12 protein-coding genes, 3 tRNA genes and 1 CRISPR repeat array are annotated in these 18,493 nt (G+C 50.3%); of the genes, 8 read left to right on the plus strand and 7 right to left on the minus strand.

Going from position 1 to position 18,493, the window contains the following annotated elements; genetic code table 11:
- Positions 1-37: 37 nt before the first annotated feature.
- Positions 38-235: a CRISPR direct-repeat array (repeat unit 36 nt; unit sequence GTTTTCAACTATTCCAATTTGACCCAATTGGTAGGG).
- A gap of 199 nt (positions 236-434) precedes the next feature.
- From cas2 to BST81_RS18820, 3 genes are all read right to left on the minus strand, one after another.
- A complete protein-coding gene (cas2, locus tag BST81_RS18810) occupies positions 435-710 on the minus strand; it encodes a CRISPR-associated endonuclease Cas2 (protein ID WP_075600054.1) in 276 nt (91 codons plus the stop codon).
- A gap of 90 nt (positions 711-800) precedes the next feature.
- Positions 801-2,888: a CRISPR-associated endonuclease Cas1 gene (gene cas1, locus BST81_RS18815; protein ID WP_171974802.1), complete on the minus strand. Its 2,088-nt coding sequence runs from the start codon at positions 2,886-2,888 to the stop codon at positions 801-803.
- Between the two features lie 48 nt (positions 2,889-2,936).
- Positions 2,937-3,782, minus strand: coding sequence for a CRISPR-associated protein (locus BST81_RS18820; RefSeq protein WP_075600055.1), 846 nt, complete (start codon positions 3,780-3,782; stop codon positions 2,937-2,939).
- A 404-nt stretch (positions 3,783-4,186) separates the two neighbouring features.
- On the opposite strand from BST81_RS18820, the gene BST81_RS18825 reads away from it, so the two are divergent.
- The 5 genes from BST81_RS18825 to BST81_RS18845 are packed head-to-tail and all read left to right on the plus strand — an operon-like array spanning position 4,187 to position 10,087.
- Positions 4,187-5,977, plus strand: a complete 1,791-nt coding sequence (locus tag BST81_RS18825) for a type III-B CRISPR-associated protein Cas10/Cmr2 (protein WP_075600056.1) — start codon at positions 4,187-4,189, stop codon at positions 5,975-5,977.
- Between the two features lie 3 nt (positions 5,978-5,980).
- Positions 5,981-7,096, plus strand: a complete 1,116-nt coding sequence (locus BST81_RS18830; RefSeq protein WP_075600057.1) for a type III-B CRISPR module-associated Cmr3 family protein — start codon at positions 5,981-5,983, stop codon at positions 7,094-7,096.
- 52 nt (positions 7,097-7,148) lie between these two features.
- Positions 7,149-7,976 (plus strand): type III-B CRISPR module RAMP protein Cmr4, encoded by an 828-nt coding sequence (cmr4, locus tag BST81_RS18835; RefSeq protein ID WP_075600058.1) that lies wholly within the window; start codon positions 7,149-7,151, stop codon positions 7,974-7,976.
- Positions 7,973-8,377, plus strand: coding sequence for a hypothetical protein (locus tag BST81_RS18840; protein WP_075600059.1), 405 nt, complete (start codon positions 7,973-7,975; stop codon positions 8,375-8,377). The genes cmr4 and BST81_RS18840 overlap by 4 nt, the downstream gene beginning before the upstream one ends.
- A gap of 21 nt (positions 8,378-8,398) precedes the next feature.
- Positions 8,399-10,087, plus strand: a complete 1,689-nt coding sequence (locus BST81_RS18845) for a hypothetical protein (protein WP_075600060.1) — start codon at positions 8,399-8,401, stop codon at positions 10,085-10,087.
- Positions 10,088-10,225: 138 nt separating this feature from the next.
- On the opposite strand, the gene BST81_RS18850 is transcribed toward BST81_RS18845, so the two are convergent.
- The 3 genes from BST81_RS18850 to BST81_RS18860 all read right to left on the minus strand — a co-directional run bounded on the left by BST81_RS18850 (position 10,226) and on the right by BST81_RS18860 (position 10,698).
- Positions 10,226-10,297, minus strand: a tRNA-Thr gene (locus BST81_RS18850).
- A 59-nt stretch (positions 10,298-10,356) separates the two neighbouring features.
- Positions 10,357-10,438: transfer RNA gene (locus BST81_RS18855), tRNA-Tyr, on the minus strand.
- A 189-nt stretch (positions 10,439-10,627) separates the two neighbouring features.
- Positions 10,628-10,698, minus strand: a tRNA-Gly gene (locus BST81_RS18860).
- A 140-nt stretch (positions 10,699-10,838) separates the two neighbouring features.
- Between BST81_RS18860 and BST81_RS18865 the strand changes: the two genes are divergently transcribed.
- The 3 genes from BST81_RS18865 (at position 10,839) to BST81_RS18875 (ending at position 15,627) form a co-directional block, all read left to right on the plus strand.
- Entirely contained in the window at positions 10,839-11,696 is an 858-nt protein-coding gene (locus BST81_RS18865) for an SPFH domain-containing protein (RefSeq protein ID WP_075600061.1), read from the plus strand.
- A 493-nt stretch (positions 11,697-12,189) separates the two neighbouring features.
- A complete protein-coding gene (locus BST81_RS18870; protein ID WP_083636951.1) occupies positions 12,190-14,658 on the plus strand; it encodes an ATP-binding protein in 2,469 nt (822 codons plus the stop codon).
- Between the two features lie 18 nt (positions 14,659-14,676).
- Positions 14,677-15,627, plus strand: a complete 951-nt coding sequence (locus tag BST81_RS18875; RefSeq protein ID WP_075600063.1) for a J domain-containing protein — start codon at positions 14,677-14,679, stop codon at positions 15,625-15,627.
- Positions 15,628-15,700: 73 nt separating this feature from the next.
- Here the strand turns inward: BST81_RS18875 and treY are convergent, their stop codons facing one another.
- Complete coding sequence (treY, locus tag BST81_RS18880) at positions 15,701-18,493, minus strand: malto-oligosyltrehalose synthase (RefSeq protein WP_075600064.1); 2,793 nt, start codon at positions 18,491-18,493, stop codon at positions 15,701-15,703.

An 18,493-nucleotide genomic window follows, 5' to 3' on the forward strand; every position in this document is an offset into this window, starting at 1 on the left:
GATATAGTCGTGGCAGTAGGGCTGAGACTATGTTATGGTTTTCAACTATTCCAATTTGACCCAATTGGTAGGGCTGGATGACGATTCCAAGACGCTGGGGTTCACAGGAAAAGCATCTCAGAAGTTTTCAACTATTCCAATTTGACCCAATTGGTAGGGAATTTGGTAGCGATTGCTATCACAACTTGGGCACTAGGAAGTTTTCAACTATTCCAATTTGACCCAATTGGTAGGGTGTTCGTCTGACAGCCCTTTCCCAGAGGGAGTTCTAGCTTTCAAATCGATACACCTTAAAAATAACTGATTTCTAAAGCGGTTGGAAGCCTCCATTGATCCAAATTTCGGTGCTCCAAAGCCTTATCTTGCAAGCTATCGACACACCTCAACCGAAAAAAGCAGCTTTCAGCGATCTCGCTTGGTGCGTCGATTGATTCTTAGACGATATAAACCGAGAGTGGAGGTTGAGGCGGATCGCCCCCAATGACCAACACCTGCTGCACCGCTTGAGGCGACAGCCAGTAAAAACGCACATTGTCTTCTTCGACTTTTACCCGTCGCTGAACATGATGATACAGTTCCTTCATTTCAGCCTGAGACAAAAAACATTCAAACACACTTTTTTGTACCCGGCGACCATACCCCTCCAGAAACGCAGCCAGCTTTGTGCGCCGTTTATTGTTGGGAATGTCGTAAGTGACCACTACCAGCATGAGGAAATGTCTGAAAATTATAAATTGCTTGATGTTGCTCCCTAAATCCCCCCATGCTGGGGGACTTTGATGTCACTTCTTAGCCATCTCTTAGACCGATCTCAAAAACGCCTCATAGGGAATGTCTTTTAGCAATGCTGCTTTATATCGCTGCACCTGAAGATGCATCGCCCGACGATAAGATACGGCTTCCTGTAGGTCAGGATGTTTTACCGATTGGGTAATTGCCTGTTCAAACTTTTGAATAAATAGCCGTCGGGCTGATGCGGCCAGATAAACACCACCTTCTGACGTGGGCCACGTAAAATCGGTAGGCTGGAGCGTTTTGCTATTGATCAGCTTTACCACCAGGCTATCCACAATGGGAGAACGAAACTCTTCCATCAAATCCAACACCAGAGCAGGCATCTTTCGTTCTGTTCCATGCAGATTGCCCACATAGGGATTTAACCCCTCCGCCAAAATCAAACTCATCATGTTGTTAAACAGGAGGGTATAGCCAAAACTCAACAATGAATTAACCGGATCTTTGGGAGGTCGCCGATTGCGTTCTCGAAAACTAAACCCTGGATTGACCAATAATTGCCCCAAAGCAGGAAAGTATCGGGCTGCGGTAATGCCCTCATATCCCCGTAATTGCTCCAAAGAGGTCACTGAACTCAACGACTCAATATCTCGCTGAATGCCCTGAATTGCCTCTGCAACCACTTCTAGCTTCCGTTTGCGATTCAGCCGTAATAGCAATTGCTTTGAGTTCATCAACTTACCCCAGACGATCGCCCTCGCTGTGCAAATTTGGAAGGGATCTTCTGCCTGACGCAAAAATTGATACCGTTCTGCCGTTAAATCTTCAAATTCGGCACTCCACAAATGCCCCTTATACTCCCCCGTTTGACTTAAAAAGATGACCGGAATCTGCTGATTTAGACATAGCCCAATCACTGCCGTACTGACCTGCACTTGCCCAAAAATCAAAATCCGCTCCACCTCTCGAATCGGAACTTCCAGAGAGTCCCCTCTGGGAGGGCTGAGCCGGAATCGTCCCTCTTCCTTGTTCACGCAGGTTCCCTGCTCCACCACATACAAACTCGACATACCATTACTCCATTCCCGTTCAGGGGACTCAATTTTGACCGACGAATCCGATCTCACCCCATACCCCAACACCACAAATAGCGGTGGTGGAATAGGCTGTTGTGCTGCTTTCAATGCTTCTACAAGTGCCTGTTGCATCACGGTTTCCCCCGCTTCCCTGCGATCGACATGGATCAATCGCATCTCCGAACCCTGTCGGGATTCGGGCTTGATCCGTCTGCGTTGGGGAGTGGGTGGCACCACCACGTCGCCCGCAAAGGTATGACCCAAAAATCGAAACCCCTGCTTAAACGTAGTAATTCCTGTTTTATCGGGGTGCAATTCCAGCCCCATTGCTGTTAGCAAAGAGTTCAGGGCTACCCATGCTTCCTGTAACCGCTCTTGACTGCGAGCCAGCACCACAAAATCATCTGCATAGCGCACCAACTTCCAGTTCGGTTGCGCCATTGCCTCATCCAGGTCATCCAGATACACATTCGCCAGCATGGGTGAAATTGGCGACCCCTGCGGGATTCCTGCCGTGGGCAAAAGAATTCCTTCTGGGGTTAGCTTGCCCGTGGTAATCCAGGCTTCTACCAGATCCACCACCCAAGGCGGATCCACCCGCTCCTTGAGTTCTGCCAATAACCGGGAATGCTGAATGCGATCGAAGTATTGCACAATGTCTGCTTCCAGCACCCAGGTATAGCCACGATCTCGCCAGACCCCCACCTGCTCCACTGCCATTCGATGGGATCGCCCAGGTCGATAGGCAAAACTCATCGGCTCAAACTGGGGTTCCATCAGTGGATACAGCACCTGCAACAGGGCTTGCTGCACGAGGCGATCGCGGACGGTGGGCACTCCTAATTCGCGCCAACCTCCCGATCGCTTGGGAATCCAGATTTGGCGCAGGGGCATCGCACGGTAACAGTCTTCTGCGATCGCTCTTCGCAACGTAGAAAGGGCATCTGCCTTAGAAGATCCAAAGTCCGTAATAGTTTCCCCATCCACTCCGGCACAACCACGGTTACTGGCTACCGCATCCCAGGCTTGCTCAAAGTTGGACAGAGAGAGAAAGCGATCTCGGAGGGATGGCAACATAGCTATCCAAGCTCTGGAGTGGGCGGAACAGCGATCCGGCGAGGGAGTCTATCGTCGATTTCGTACAGGCCGTAACCGATAGGACACCTGCACCGCCATAATCTGTCCCGGATTCACCTGGCTAAGGTATTGCAAGGGCCGTTCGGGTCGTGTGCAAGCCAGCAGCATTCCCGCTGTCATTCCCTTGGTTGCTCCCGTGTAGTCCGCAATCACCTCCGACTCCACCAGACCCAGACCTTCTGCATCGGCATAAATGGCATTCACCAATTGTTGAATGTAATTGGGGTCATCCATCAACGCATCTGGCACTACTAGGCTCAACATCTCCCCCGGCATTTCCGGATTCTCTACCCCATAGGCTCCGTAGTGCAGCCGCAAAGTTTGGGTGATTCCCTCAGCCGTCAACCGCTCTGCCAGCTCCGTTGCATAGGGCAAGGATTTTTCCGTACAAATCATCCAGCAATCCTGCACATGGGGCACTTGTCCCTGGTTCCAGTGGAACCTGAGTGCCTCCTCAGCAGGAGAATGGGGTTTCGGACTCATCGCTACAATCAACCCTGGATAGGTGCGTTTCAGGGGCACAACGTTCGCCTGGGGCACTTCCACGGCTGCAAACAGGGGCGATCGCCCCAACTGACTCATCAGCCAGCGAGACAGGTCTGTCCCATAGGTTAACCCTAGCAAGAACAGCAGCAACCCCCCCGTCAACGCTCCCCGAAACCAGGCTTGTTGAATCCCCCAATGGGTTTCTATCCAGGTTCCCAGCCAATCCCAAACGAGATAAGACACCCCATCCGACACAACGGTAAACAGCAGGGTTCCTACCAGAAAGAATGCCAAAAAATTCTTGGTGGGATCGGCGATCGCCCGAACTACCCAACTTGGTTTTGTCATATAGTCTTCTCCTCTTCGTTACGTTGTCCCCGGCTGTCTCTGTCCCTCTTACCAAGGGAACTACAAGAGGGTGGCTGGTTAATTGCACCCAGTTACTGGATTGAGTGGACAGTAATATTTTTCAGTAATGACAAAGAATTGCTTAAATCTAGCCTGCTTTGGCTGATTCGCAACTACGGTAATAGCACGGTAAGCTTAAACTGTTGGCTTGATCACGAGACAGTTCAAGCGTTTTAGAGACGTTTGAGCTACCAAATTAGATTTGCCGTGCTAGTAGAGTGAGCTAAACCCAATCGTGTAATCCTAGTGGTTTGCGATTCTATATTAAATTGCATTTGGAAGCCCCCCCTTCCAGAAGGCTGCTACAGTAGCTCCGTCACGCTTATACTGTTTCTTCCTCAGCCATGACCCCACCTGTCTATACGGCTATCACCTTCGCCCCCGTGCAGGGGTTCATCGAAAAATCCCGCAAGCTCAAAGACCTGTATGGTAGTTCCTTTATCCTGTCCTACCTGTCCGATCGCCTGTGCAAAGCTGCTCAACACCACCTTGTTGGAACGGAGCGATTTGAACGTCATCTTGCCGGAACGGAACGGCTCGTATGGCCTGAAGATCCCGTTGTTTCTCCAGCCCTGATTGATGTTGCTCAGGGAACCCCTAACCAGATTCTCATTCGAGGTGAGTTTCCCTACTCAGAAGCCCACGATGCCTTCTCCTCCGCCTGGACGTGCATTGTTGAAACCTGTCGCCGCTGGATTGAAACCGAGATTCCCCACACCCGAGGCGGAGATCGCTGGGAATACGAATATTGGCATCGCTCCTGGCAAGCCTGGGCAAACCATGCCTGGGAATTCTTTTGGGCAACGGGAGCCAGCTCCGACGACGCAAAAGCCGCATTGAACGATCGCAAATTTTCCCGCGCCTGGGTTGGGATTAACTGGACGGGTGAAAGCTCCTCGCTTTCAGGGATTGACAGTCGGGCATGGCCTCACCCGGGCAAGCACAGGCCCTACAGTCGTCCCCAGCGCGAAGAAGATGCAGAAGTGCGCGCCTTCTACGGTCAGCTTAGTGACCTGTTGGGAAAGGCAACCATTACCCCGCGTGAATTCCTCAGTATTCCAGAACTGGTGAAGCGTTTGATCACCGTCCGGGAAGTAGTGGACTTCCAGATTGGGAACATAGAGATCCCCCTGTCATTTCGGGATTTGAATCGCCTTTCAAACAAAACCGATGATGCGGTCAATCAGGAGGACGAAAACGCCAATCGAGAAGAGAATAAGCGATGGACAGGCTGGTTTCAAGGAGATGGCGATCGGGCAGGTGACTATCTGCGCGACAAAGAGGATGATGAATTACATCAATTCAGCCAGGATATGCGAATGTGGGGGCGCGACCTGTGGAAACACCTTCCGAAACAAACCTTTACCACCCCGCAACAGAAGAAGTTAGACAAGGACGGACGCATTATTTACGCCGGAGGAGACGATTTTTTAGGGGTACTCTACCGGAATCATCCCTATCCAGAAATAACCCCGCTGGAATGCTTGCAATGGTTTGAACGCTTCAAATCCACCATCTGGAAAGAGACTAAACATCCCATCACCGTCAGCGTTGGTTTTGTTTGGGCAGCCCCTAACGTTCCCCAACGCGATGTGTTGCAACACTGTCGTGAAGCCGAACAAGCTGCCAAACGCGCCGGACGCGATCGCATCGCCTTTCGCATCCTGTTTAACAGTGGCAACTATCTGGAATGGGTCTGCCCCTGGTGGCTCCTGGAAGGCGACTTTTCCCAGCTTCCCACCCCACCCGACTCCACTCCCCAGGCAGGGCTGCTGGCTTCCTACTGCGATCGTCGGGGCATTCAGGGACATGAAAACAGTCCCAACTGGACTCACATTTACACCGATGTTGCCACCCTGGAAGCTCGCCACGCCTTTCAATCCACAACCGTTGCCCTGGGACTGATCGAAATCTATTTTGGCAAAGCCTATCGCCAACTGATAGAAAACCCGGAAATTTGGTGGAATCGCGATGGAGAGAAAAAGCAGCGAGAGTTCAGCGGCATTTTGGGCGATCGGGCTTCCTTCAAAAAGGGCGATCGGATCGAACCCACTTTTAACGAATGGGTGATTAATCTCGCCAAAGTTGGCTTTCACCTGACCCAATCCCTCAACGAAGTCACCCAAGCCGCCTGAACCATGACTGCCAACTCAAACCCTCCCTTTCACTACCTGATTGCGATCCATCCCCTCGGGCTCCTGTATGGCAGCGCTGGACCTTTCCTCTCCCCCGAAAATCTGGTCGGACGGGCGGGGAACAGTTTTCCTCCCAGTGCTGCCACCCTATCGGGTATCTTCGCCGCCCATTACGGCAATGATAAAGTCCAGGATCTCCAACTGGCGGGTCCCTTCTGGTCCCAGACAGATACCCTGGACAGCAATAATGATGATCAAGATTTTTTCGTTCCCACTCCGTTCATTTATCTGGTGGAAAAGGGGGAAGCGACGATCGCCCAAACGCTCTCCTGGCAACCCCAAGTCGATAACCCAGAGCAATGGGGATGGCGCAATCAAAACGGTGAACTCCCCATCGGCAAGTTCGATTCCCAAACCTGGCTCTCCCTCCGTCAGTGGGACAATCCCCAATCCATCCAACGGGCACCCTGGAAATTTCTGCCCCACCTGCATCCCCGGTTGGAACTAGATCAACGGCGAGTTGCGGCTCCTCGTAGGGATGTGCCAGATGATGAACCCAATACCCAGGGCAGCCTGTTCCTGGAAAATGCGGTGCAATTGCCGTCGGATGTTTGCCTGGTGTATCTGTCGAATCAGGCTTTGCAGGATGGCTGGTATCGCTTTGGGGGGGAGGGTCACATCGTTGAAGTGACCTGTCATGAGTTAGGGAAATTCGTCAGCGATCGCCTAGTTCCCCCCTCCCTGGGCTGTGCCTTTGCCCTGATTACTCCGGGGGTGTGGGGTTCCAATCGCTTTTCTTTGCGTTATCCCGATGTCTGGCGATCGGAACTCTACCACGATGCCCAAACTGGACAGGAATCGATCCTGACCGGGAAACCCATTCCCTGCCGCTATCGCATGGGAGGCAAAGGTGCAGTCAAACGCCTTTCACGAGGGCGCTACGCTGTCCCTGCTGGCACCGTTTACGTCATGCGTGGCCCTCAGCCTCCCTGGCACCAGTGGACATCCCACTGGACTACCGACCTGTTTCCGAAAGAAGGCCCGCACCTGAATCGCTGGGGCTGCGGGCTGGCCCTTCCCCTTCCTGCTACCCTATCACTCCAGGCGCAGGCTGCCTGAATTGTTGCTTTTTCGGTTTTATCCAATCAACTTCTAGTTTATTCAATCGACTATGTATCAAAAAGCCTACGGTATCATCGAAACCCTGGCTCCCCTTCATGTGGGAGCAACTGCTGGAGAGGAAAGCGGTAATTTGAATCTGATTTTTCGAGATCAGTTTACGCAAACCGGAATTATTCCTGGAAGTTCCATTCGAGGACGGTTTCGTTCTGAGATGCGGCGTGACTTGAAGGGAAGTGAAAACGAATGGTATGGCGCTCCAGCAGAGACAGGAGAATCAGACTCAACAACAGAATCGATCGTGAAATTTGAGTATGCTTCTTTGTTGTGGCTACCCGTTTTTTGTCCTGGACAACCTGTTGTATGGGTTAGTTCTCCAAAACTGTTGAAACGCTATCAACGCATTGTGGGGGGTGAACTTAAAGATGCCAAAATTCCTACAAAGTACACAGGATCTTCAGCACTGAAACCGCTCAATGTAGAAGGCAAAAAGAAACTTTTCTTTAACTTTGGTTTTCTGGAATTGAAAGAAACCACCAATTTGAAAGCATGGTTCCCCAGTGGTGAAGAATTACCTGCGGTCATTGTTGGCGATGATGAGATTGGCATGATTCACGATATGGCGCTATATCGTCAAAGTCGGGTACGCCTGAAGGATGATGAAAAGCGGGTAGACGGGGGCGGGTTCTTCAACACTGAAGCACTGCCGGAGGGAACGATCATGGTTTTCCCGATCGCCATTCGAGAGACTGATTCTAAAACCCCTTGGAAGCCCTTCGGAGAGAAGAAACAGAGTGGCGAAATTTACCTGGGTGGATTGGAGTCGATCGGGTTTGGTAATTGTCAAATTACGATAAAAGGTGAAGGAGTAGCCGCATGACCTGGAAGCTATACGAGATCGATCGCACAGCCCATGATCTGGTCCTGGAATTTCGAGATCGGGAGGTGTTGGGTGAAAGCCACAAAATGCGGGCTACTATCGCCTATGGACTGGAGCGTTTCTGGGGTGAGCATCTGAGACTCTCTCAAAAAGAAAAAGAGCGAGACAAGTCTGACTTTTGGAAAGCAACTTGGGATGCTCTCTGCAAGGTTATGAAAGATGCAGGAATTACAGTCCCCAATGATTCTGTCAATCCTCGTAATACTTCAGAGATTAAATCGATGGCAGCTAAATTATGGGATGAGCGAGTTCTGACGATTGAACAGCGAAAAGTCGCTCTGGCTGTGTTGATAGAAATTTGTGACAGTCTCGTTTGGTGGACACAACGGTACAAAAAATAGAATTTTAGGAGAGTTAGTATCATGCCAGCGGATGATTATGTGCCGTTGATGTTTCAGGCGCAGGTAGAAGGGCGATCTCAGATTCAGCGTTTGATTCCTAGCCAAAAGGCAGATCAGCAAGCCTATGACTGGGCGAAGCAATGGCAAAAAGGCTGTGACAAAAACAATGTGCCCCAGTTTGAATCGCACATTCAGACTCGTAAATATCAATTCACCTGGCGTATGGTCACAAACAGTGGTCAGGATGCAGGGGTAATTCGCCCAGTGATTGGAGAACGGGGGTGGGCTTATTTTCCTGGCTCCAGTATGAAGGGTGCGTTTCTGAGAGCCTGTAGGCAACTTTGCCCTGCGGATGAAGTTCTGTTATTCTGCGGTGGCAAAGATAAAGACGGAGAATTGCATCCCGGTATGTTGCGCTTTCATGGAGGATACCCTAACGATGCTGAGTGGCTAGATAACTCACTAGTTGACGTGGTGCATCCTCAAGAAGATTGGCAAAGTAAAAATCAAGGAAATCACAGCGCATTCATCCAAATTTCTTTGCACCAACCGACCTTTGTATTTGGAATTTCCAGTTCAAAAACATTGACCTCTGAGCAATGGGAGTTGGTCTGGAAGGTATGGCGAACTGCCTTAGAACAAGGTATTGGATCCCGTGTGAGTGCAGGCTATGGTCAGATTGCGACTCATAGCGGTAATAAGTTGGTAGGGTTTAGTCTGTCTGGTGAAGGACCAGCTTCCAAATTAATCGACGGGCAGGAAGAATTTCGTCCCAATCTATTTAAAGCGGCTCTGCGAGGGCACACTCGACGCTTATTTAATGGCATTACTGATGAAGCAACGGCTGACCGAATCACAAAGCTGCTATGGGGTGGCATTGGGCGGGGAGAAGATGCCATTGTAGGTCTGTTGGGTATTTCATTTAATGCACCCAATCTAGAGTTGGAAGAATGGCAATCGCCCGTTCATCGTAATAACGTGGTTCCTATTTATGAAACTGGAGATGCTGTTCTAGATGTGTTGCTGATGAAGTCTGACTTGACCTCTGAACAACAGGATGAGTTAAAACAATTCATCATTCGCCTGATGAAATTTGCCATGCTTCTAGGAGGATTCGGCAAATCTTGGCGACGGGCTTATCATCCTCACTTTTTCCCAGCCTATAAACGCCAACTGATTGGTTGTCATTGGGAATTCACAAAGCGATCGTATCCTTTGTACATTCCCTTTGGAGAAGACTTAGCCGCAATAACGAAATTTTTGGATACTTTTCACGATAAAGGGAAAGAACTTTCCTGGTTACAAAAACTTGAGCCTCAAGAAAAGCTAACCCCTGGAATTCGAGAAGCTTGGCATCAAAGCAATGTACAAGTTTGGGGGCGACTAGCTAGGGATAAAAAAGACAGCCTTGCTATTCGGTGGTTACACGAGCCATATCAGGGAGCAAAGTCAATCAAGCATTCGGAACTTACCGGATGGTCAAGCAGGAACGATCTCCAGCCTAAAACGAAAATTGGACGTATTTGGCATCGACTGTATCCTCGATTCCATAGGACTCAAAATAGTGATGGTAGACCAATCTGGAAACCCACAACGCAATATGCAGAATTGCTGACCATTTTCCCAGATGATTCAACCGTGTCGGATGACTTCTTGGATTTTTTGGGTAGAAAACCCTACGGGTTTAAGCAACTTTGGGGAAATCAGTAGTTATGCCTTTATAACTGAACAGTAAAACTTGCGCATTTGGCAAATCAGTTGTGTGCAGAGCGTTCAAAGCCGCAATCCGATCGCCGTTGCTCCCTGCGGCTTCCTGATCTGTGATCCAGGACCGTTACTCTTCTTGAAAGCCCGTAATGAGATTTGAACTCATGACCTCTTCATTACCAATGAAGTGCTCTACCCCTGAGCTATACGGGCAAAGCGTTCAGGATCCAAAATCTAAAGCCCCAGATTTGAACCCTAAACGAGTGCGTGGATGGGCCGGGCTAGATTCGAACTAGCGTAGGCGTAGCCAGCGGATTTACAGTCCGCCCCCATTAACCACTCGGGCACCGACCCCCTCGTCCACGATTTATAATCCTACCATAACAATCCCCTAATGGACAGCTCAATTATTGAGTATTCCCACAATTCAATCAGGTTGGGTTTTGGAGTAGCCATGGCGGTAATCCCTTCCGGTGTCGATCGGGCTAATTTTTTTGATCAGAAAAGCCCCTGAAAGACCATGCTCTCAAGGGCTTTATGCTAAGCGGGCAGCGGGAATCGAACCCGCATGATCAGCTTGGAAGGCTGGAGTTTTACCACTAAACTATGCCCGCCCGATCGGGTTTACTAACCAGGCATAGACTAAGCTAGCACAAATCAGACTTTTTTCGCGATATTCTTGGTTCAGTCCCGATCGTGACTTGAGACTCAAAGCGCTATAGTGGGGTGAATGCTCAGGGAACAAATCTAAACTATGGAACCTATCCTTGCTGCACTGGCACTGGTAATGGTCGGGTATACGATCGGCTCCGTGAAGATTATCAATGAAGGCAGCATGGCTCTGGTTGAACGTCTGGGCCGCTATCACCGCACCCTCAAACCGGGGCTTAACTTTGTGGTTCCCGTGCTGGATGCGATCGTGATGGAAGACACCACCCGGGAGCAGGTCCTCGACACACAAGCCCAGATGGCAATCACGAAGGACAACATTTCGATTGAAGTGGATGCCGTGATTTATTGGCGAGTTCTGGATCTGGTGAAGGCTTACTACTCGATCGATGATCTGGAAGGGGGAATTAAAAATTTAGTGTTAACAACCATTCGATCGGCGGTAGGCCAGATGAACCTGGAACAAACTTTCAGCTCCAGGAATGAGATCAACCGCATCCTACTGCGGGAGCTGGATGAGGCCACTGAACCCTGGGGCGTCAAGATTGTGCGGGTGGAGGTTCAAAATATTTCCCCGCCCCGATCGGTGCTGGAATCCATGGAACTGCAACGGGCAGCCGAAATCAAACGACGGGCAGCCATTCTGGAAGCAGAGGGAGAACAACAGGCATCCATTAAAAAAGCAGAGGGAACCGTGCGGGCAATCCAGTTGCTCTCGGAAGTACTCCGCTCCCAGCCTAATAGTAAGGCAGTCTTACAGTTCCTGGTGGCCCAGGATTATGTCGATGCCAGCTATAAATTGGGTGACAGTCCTAACTCAAAGGTCATCTTCATGGACCCGAAAGTAATGACGGAGGCGCTCGAGAACCTGATTGAAACCCCTACAGCCACTGACTATGCCAACTCTGAAATCCCAGATCTCAATTCCCCCTCCGGTGGGTAAGCTGGCTTGGTGCAACAGCGACAGTCCTGAGCCGTTAATACAAACCTTTAAAGTTTTCAGTAATATTTTTAATGAAATTTCCTTAAAACCTTATATTCATCGTATAACAGTTCTCACTGGCATAGACGTTACGCTTGTATTCCAAAACGGTTGCCTCATCAGGGTTAGAGATTTAGTAGCCGTCATCTTCTGAAAGCTGTGGATTCCTTACCAGTTTCGGTTTCCAAGCTGAGGGTAGTCCCCTTATTGCGGATGAAATTCTGGCTGCCGGACGCGATTCAAGTGGCGTTGCTGAATCACGCGGTATGATTTGTCCGATCTGAACGTGAGCGAGACGCTCCCACTCCCTATCAATGCACAACTCTATTAGTATGAGCATCTTGCTCGCGCTCCTGATTCCTTCCTTCGTTCAGCAACGCCATTCAAGTCACGCTTCTGAGCACGAAGTGCTCAAAATTCTCGTCGGGTACTTTTGATTCCTGGATAGCTCCAGATGAGGTATCTGCTCCGGTTCATTCCTCAAGTCACTCCCCTTTCACTCAGGAAAATGCCACTCCAGACAGTGCTGGTGGTGCCGTTTGTCCTGCAAATTAGTCTGGCTGTAGGGTTGACAGGTTGGTTCTCCTTTCAGAACGGACAGGCCGCCGTGAATGATTTTGCCACCCGGTTACGGGATGACGCCACAGCCCGCATTCAAGGAAAACTGGAAACTTACCTGGAAACTCCCCATTTAATTAATCGCCTCAATGCCAATGCGATTCGCTTGAAGCAACTGGATCTGCAAAACCCAGATGATCTGGAGCGGCATTTTTGGTCCCAAATGCAGATTTTTACCTCGGTCAATTCCATTTCCATTGGCCTGGAGAATGGTGAATTTGTGGCCGCTGGCATCCCTGGAGAAGGGAAAACGTTATTCGTTGCGCGAGCAGGTTCTTCGACGGGTCAACAGTTTCATATCTACGAGATGGACGCAAACGGCAACCGGGGCCGTCTGGTAAGACGGGCTCCCACCTATGATCCTCGTCTGCGCCCCTGGTATCAGACTGCCGTGCAGACTCGCCAACCCATCTGGAGCGAAATCTACACAGACTTTGCTGAGCTCCGGTTAACAATTACAGCCACCTATCCCCTTTACTCGAAACAGGGCCGTTTGGAAGGCGTATTGGCTAATGATCTGGTTCTCTCTCGGGTAGGTCAGTTCCTGCGCGACATCAGAATTAGTCAGACCGGGGAAACTTTTATTCTGGAACGATCGGGGCTCCTGGTGGCAACCTCAACCGCAGAAAACCCCTTTCTGGCCCAGCATAATCAGGTGAAACGGATGACAGCGGCTTCCAGTCAAAGCCCTCTGATCCGCTCTACGGCTGACTACCTGACGCAGCACTTCCAGGATCTGCATCGCATTCAAGGTCCCCAGCGCCTGAAATTTGACTTTCAGGGCGAACAACGATTCCTTCAGGTGACTCCTTTGCAGGATAAGTATGGACTAGATTGGCTCATCGTGGTGGTCTTGCCTGAGAAGGATTTCACAGAGCGCATCCAGAATAATAATCGTCTGACTGCGTTCCTCTGTCTGGCCGCGTTATTGCTCGCAAGTGCGATCGGGATTCGGACCTCCGCCTGGATTACTCGTCCTATTCTGCAATTAAGTGATGCGGCGAAAGCCTTTTCCCAGGGAAAAGGGGCACAACTGGTTCCTGTGAATCGGCAGGATGAACTGGGAATGCTGGCCCAAACCTTTAACCAGATGCAAACCCAACTGGGGCGAGAACGTCGCCTCTTTACGGGCGGCCCCGTTGTGATTTTCCGCTGGGCGATTCAGCAACCCTGGCAGGTGGAATATGTGTCTGCCAATGTGGTTCAGTTTGGCTACCAACCGGATGACTTACTCAGCGGCAAGATTTCCTATGCCAGTATTGTCCATCGGGAAGATATTCCCCGCATTCAGGCCGAGTTGGATCAATATAGTATTGAGGATGTCAATGCCTTCGAGCAGGACTATCGCATTATCCGGCCAGATGGAGAAATTCGCTGGGTCTATGATTTTACGGTCCGGGTCCGCAACGCTCAGGGACAGGTCACCCATCATGATGGCTATGTGTTGGATATTACAGAACGTAAGCAGGCCGAACAGCAGGTTCAGGAACTGAACAAAAACCTGGAACAGCAGGTTGAAGAACGGACGGCAGAACTTCAACAAAAAGTTCAGGAACTTCAAGATCTGTATCAACGCCAAGATGAATTTCTCCATGCAGTTTCCCATGACCTTCGAACCCCTCTAACCGGAACGTTGTTGGTACTCAGGAACTTGCTAGAGACGCCCCAGGAGCATCAAGAGGGATTACCGATCTACGCTCCTGACTCCTCTATTTCCCTTTCCCCAGCCTCTATTTCCGTTTCAACTAAGCTCCTGGACCGGATGATCCAAAGTAGCGATCGTCAACTGCGCCTGATTAATGCCCTGCTGGAAACCCACGCCTCAGAAATGCGGGGAATTCCCTTACAACTGGAACCTGTCCACCTGGAAAAGCTGGTACAGTCTACGATGGAAGATATGGAATCTTTGCTGATCCAGAATCAGGCAACCCTGACTTATCAGATCCCCGCTGATCTGGCTCCGATTATGGCAGACCTGCTCCAACTCAGGCGGGTGTTCGAAAATCTCCTGACGAATGCCCTAAATCACAATCCACCAGGATTACATCTCACCATTCAAGCGGATCTGGAAGGACCGATGATGCTCTGTGCTGTTCAGGATGATGGGATTGGCATGAGTCAGGAACAATGCGATCGGATGTTCGAGCGATATGCTAGAGGGAACCGTAGCCGCTCCACCGGCCTTGGGTTAGGTCTTTATCTCTGTAGACAAATTATCGCGGCCCACGGTGGACAGATTGGAGTTATCAGTAGTCCCGGTTCAGGAGCAAAGTTTTGGTTTAAATTACCTCTAGGGACACCGTAAGTTTACGGTCAGAGCACAATGGCATCGATACCGCCTCAAGCCTTTCCAGCGGAATGGTTAAAAAAATTCTCGGACCCCTATGCTTTGTTGGGGGTTTCTGTTTCTGCGGATGAACGACGCATTCTCAAGCGCTACCGGACAGTGGCCAAAATTCTCCATCCCGACAGCCATGACCCCCAAAATGTGCGTGGACCGGAACTGGCTGGGCAGATCTTTGCACGCTTGGTCAACCCGGCCTACCAGAAATTGAAACAAGAGAAAGATCGGGCAGAAACCCTGGCCATGCTGCGGTTTCAGGTGAGGCGATTGCACCGTGATGGGCAACTCAATTTCCAGGAGGAGATTGCTGCCAAACTGGTCAAACTCCCGCTCCAGGAAGCAGAGGTTTTTTACGAAAAAGCGATCTCCGAGCTCTCCGAGATTCAATACGAGCCGATCGAGCAATTTGAGCGCATCACGCAAAGATTAGCTGAGTTGAACCAAGCTTACTTCTTTGTGAAGATGGGCTATTTTGTGAACCGAGAAAAGCGGACAGGCATTGTCTCCAGTGCTGGAGCCAGACCCATCCAGTTCAAGGTATTAACCGATACCCCGACAGACCTTCATCCAGACCCTAATGCGCCCACCGAAAATTATGCCCGTCGCCACTTTGAGCGGGCTCAGAAATATCTGGAGAAAGAAGCCTACGTTCAGGCGGTTCAGGAGTTGCGCGATGCGATCAAGCTGGAACCCACTCAAAGTGATTACCATTCTTTGCTGGGGGTGGCCTACCTGAAACAGAACTTAACGGGCATGGCCACCGTTCATATCCGGCAGGCACTCAAGCTGAACCCGAAGGATCCAGTGGCCTTAAAACATGCCGGTTCACTGCATATTAAATTGACGTCAGAATCACCCCAGAAAACCCAGAAAAAGCCTGAACCTTCTGGTCGATCGGGATTTTTCGGGTTGTTTGGGTCCAAAAAATAAGGTCATCGGGACATTCCCCCCAACCCTGCAGGCCACCCCAAGAGGGGATGACGCCAATGACTAATGACTGCCCCTAACTGTGGCCAATCCACAACCCCACCGGAAAGCAGCGCAGGGCCTGACCTACTAGCATAGCCCCTGAGGTCTGGAGCGCCTCGCCAGTGAGGGCATTGGTCCAGGTGGTGGGGGCATTCTCCGGTAAGGGAAGCAGGGTATCTTGCCAGGGTCCCTCCCCGATCGGATCCTCCCTCGGCTGAATCAGCGTCGTCAGAAACCGGGGCACAACGGCGATTGCCATCTGTCGATCGTGGGCTCGGGCAAAAGCGATCACATGGTCACAACAGGTTCCCTCAGCCTCCAGGGGACGATAGGAGCCCTGCCGGAAAAGCTCCAGATATTGATTTCTGGCTTTTAATACCTGCCGGATTAAAAACAATTTGATTCTGCCGTCCGTTTTGTGGGCCAGTAGCTCGGTCAGGAGTCCCGGCAAATCAGCGTGAATTTTAGCCTGAATCTCATCTAGATAGGACTGGCGTTGTTGAAAATCCACGGGACGACGATTATCCGGATCGACCAAGCTGAGTTCCCAGAGTTCAGTACCCTGGTAAAAGTCAGGAATGCCCGGAGCCGTCAGCTTCAGTAGGGTCTGGGCCAGGGAATTGAACATGCCGTAGTAGGCAATCCGCTGCTGGAAGGGCAAGAACTTCTCCAGGAAGGGATTTGGCTCCGTTGGATCTAGCACTTTCTCCACGAATCCAGCACAGGCTGACTCATAATCCAAATCGGGACGCAACCAGGCTGTATGGACTTTGGCCTCTCGAATAGCTTTGATCAGGTATGCTTGCACCCGATCGACAAAATCCATTTCTGCCCCTGGAAACGGGTAGGCTCCCACCACCGTCTGATAGAAAAAGTATTCATCATTGGCGTCCGGAATAGCCCGGCCCCGCCGGGAGCGCCTGTGATCGCGATTAATCTCGCGCCAGATTCGCACCTGCTCCTCCCACTCCGTCGGTATTTCAGACAGGACATTGATCCTGGCCCGCATATCCTCCCCCCGCTTGGTATCGTGGGTGGCAGTGGCATTCATGGTATGAGGCCAGTGGGTTTGCCGATGCTGATTGAAGGCATGGAAATCCGCTAGCGCAATCCCAAAATGGTCCGGATTACCACCCACCTCATTGAGCGACAACAGCCGGTTATAAACATAGAGGGTGGTATCTTCCACGCCCTTCGCCATCAGGGGGCCTGTATACTGCTGAACCCGCATGACAAAATGGAGCCAGCGTTCCTTTTCAGTTTGGGTGAGACTGTCGTCGAACTCCAGCAGCATCAACTTCTCAATGAAGTTCAACTCATTCTGAATTAAGGGCAAATTAGCCTTAGCCGCCGTAATTACCTCCTGAATTCGAGTTCGATCGATCTCACTCATTTCTCCTTCATCGATATAGGTCCGATAGACCGGAAACAGGGCCAGAACTTCTGCGATCGCCTGACGCAAACCATTCATGGTGAAGTCATTGCCATAGCGATACTTTCGGGAAATATTCTTGAGAATAAAAGCCAGATTATCAATATCCCCCGATAGATTTTTGTCAATAATGAGGTGTTTATTTTCCTTTACCAGTTGCTCGTAAGGCTTCTCTCGACCTGTAAAATACCGGTAAATTTCATCCAGTTGGGACTGGTTATCCTGGCAACAGAAAATACCATTCACATAGTTCAAAAATTCATACCCGGAGGTTCCTTGAATTTGCCAATCCTGGGGCAAATCTTCCTGGAGTTCCAGAATTTTTTCCACCGTGATGTAAACATCCCCCATTTTTTCCCGCAACCATTTCAGGTATTGAGCGGGATTGTAGAGCCCATCAATATGATCAATTCGCAATCCAGTAAAATGGCCGGATTCAACCATCTGTCCGATCAACTGATGGCCAGTTTTAAACACCTTTGGATCTTCAACTCTGACGGCGATGAGTTCGTTCACCGTGAAGAAGCGGCGATAGTTCATTTCCTCCGCTCCTACTTTCCAGAAAGCAAGGCGATAGAACTGATCCGCTAATAGGCTATCCAGCAGGTTAAAACTCTCTGGATTGCCTACTTCCCCATTAAACACCTTGATGTTTTCATCAATGAATTCTGTGACAGCCACATTAGAGGTGTAGGCCTCCCAGAGAAGACCCTTGACAAAAGCAAGTTGGTCCGGACGTTGTTTCCCGGTTAGTTCTGGAGAGATGTTTTTTAACAGATAGATAATCCCCAGAAGTCTAATAAAGTCCGGATGATTACGCCCCAGCTCTCGATTTAATTTGCCTAGATTATAGGTAAGAAAACGGGTATAGGACTCTAAGCGAATGGGCAATTTCAGATCGTAATAATTCACACTCAGACCGTTCTGGTCATAGTGCAGTTGAATCTCTCCATGTTCCAGACAGGAGCCATAAAAGTTGCCCAGTAACGGGGTGAGAATCCGGTCCTGCCGATCGTCGAAAGGGGAATTCCAGGAGAGGTCAAAGTATCCCACATACTCTGACTCAGGGCCATTCTCCAACACATCCATCAAATAGCGATTGGCACTGTCATAGGCCATGTGGTTCGGCACAATATCCTGCAACCAGCCCATCCCCCTGACCTGGAGCTGACCAACCAGCGCCTCAAATTCCTCGACCGTTCCCAGGTCTGGATTCAACTGGTTGGGGTCCACCACATCGTAGCCATGGGTACTCCCCTTCCGAGCCTGGAAAATGGGAGACGCATACAGATCGGAAATACCAAGGCTGTCCAGATAGGGGACGATCGCTGCCGCATCAGCGAAACCAAACTGGGAATTGAATTGCAATCGATACGTGGTCGTCGGAATACGCAT

This window comes from Leptolyngbya sp. 'hensonii' (assembly GCF_001939115.1).
Classification (GTDB): Bacteria; Cyanobacteriota; Cyanobacteriia.